Source organism: Bradyrhizobium sp. SSBR45G (genome assembly GCF_030159255.1).
In the GTDB taxonomy this organism is placed as follows: domain Bacteria; phylum Pseudomonadota; class Alphaproteobacteria; order Rhizobiales; family Xanthobacteraceae; genus Bradyrhizobium.
The window spans coordinates 1-1,113 of the sequence record NZ_BSCT01000080.1; the positions used below are offsets into that span (position 1 = coordinate 1).

Genomic DNA, 1,113 nt, shown 5'->3' on the forward strand with positions numbered 1-1,113 from the left:
TCGGCGGCTGAAGGCCTTGACCCCGTCCGCTCGCCGTCCTGTTGGCTTGGCATGCGCTCGGTCGTGGACCGAGCGCGGCATGGCGCTCGATCAACTCACCGCGGCGCGGGGCGGCTTGGGATTCCACTTCTCACCGCGGGCGATCATCGTGTTGAGGATGATGATCAGCTTGCGCATGCAGGCAATGAGCGCGACCTTAGGCTCTTTGCCCTTGGCAATCAGGCGTTCATAGTAGGTCTTGAGCACTGGATTGTGCTGCGTCGCTGCGCCAAGGCAGGGAGTGAACAGGGCGTTTCTCACCCAGCGTCGGCCCCCTTTGATGTGGCGCTCGCCGCGCCGCTTGCCACTATCATCGTCATAAGGGGCGACGCCGATCAGAGCCGCGGCGATCTCGTCACTCACCTTGCCGAGCTCAGGCGCTCCTGCAATGAGGATCGCGGAGGTCGTGCCGGCGAGGCCCGGCACACTCTCGATGATCTCGGCTCGCTCTGCAAACTCCGGTGTGGCCTTGACCTTGGCCGAGATCGCAGCCTCGAGCTTGGCAATTTGGGTAGCGAGGGTCTTCAACACGTTGGCATGGGCCTTCTGCGCCAGGCCGGATACAACATGTTCCTTCTGGCTCTGCAAACGCGTCTTCAGCTCCATCAGGTTCTTGCGTGTCTTCACCAGTCCCGCCAACTCCTCGCGGGCAGCATCGTAGGTCTGGCTCGGTGCGTCGTTGAACGTCTCGGCGAACCAAGCGATCATCTCCGCATCGATCGTGTCGTTCTTCGCGAGTCGACCAGCCGACAGGGCAAAGTTGCGAACCCGCTTGGGATCGACGATCCGCACCTCCACGCCGGCCTCGCGCAACACCTTGGCCCACTCTCGCTCATAGCCGCCGCTGGCCTCCATGACGGCCTTGTTCACCTGGTGCTTGCGAAGCCAAGTCACTAGCTGGCGGTAACCCTGCAGGCTGCTCGGGAACGTTTGCCGCAATCCGAGCCTGCGAATGCAGGCGTCCACCTTGTCCTTGGCCACATCGATGCCGACGACAACGCTGTCGTTTTGTGTCATCATCCACTCCCTTCCTTGCCTTGTATGGGCTCGAAGCCCTTGCAACTGTTCGGGTTG

The 1,113-nt window shown here is 62.1% G+C and carries 1 protein-coding gene; it reads right to left on the reverse strand.

What is annotated here, in order from left to right:
• Positions 1 to 90 precede the first annotated feature (90 nt).
• Positions 91 to 1,059, reverse strand: a complete 969-nt coding sequence (locus QQL87_RS37220) for an IS110 family RNA-guided transposase (protein ID WP_502871260.1) — start codon at positions 1,057 to 1,059, stop codon at positions 91 to 93.
• Positions 1,060 to 1,113: the final 54 nt, after the last annotated feature.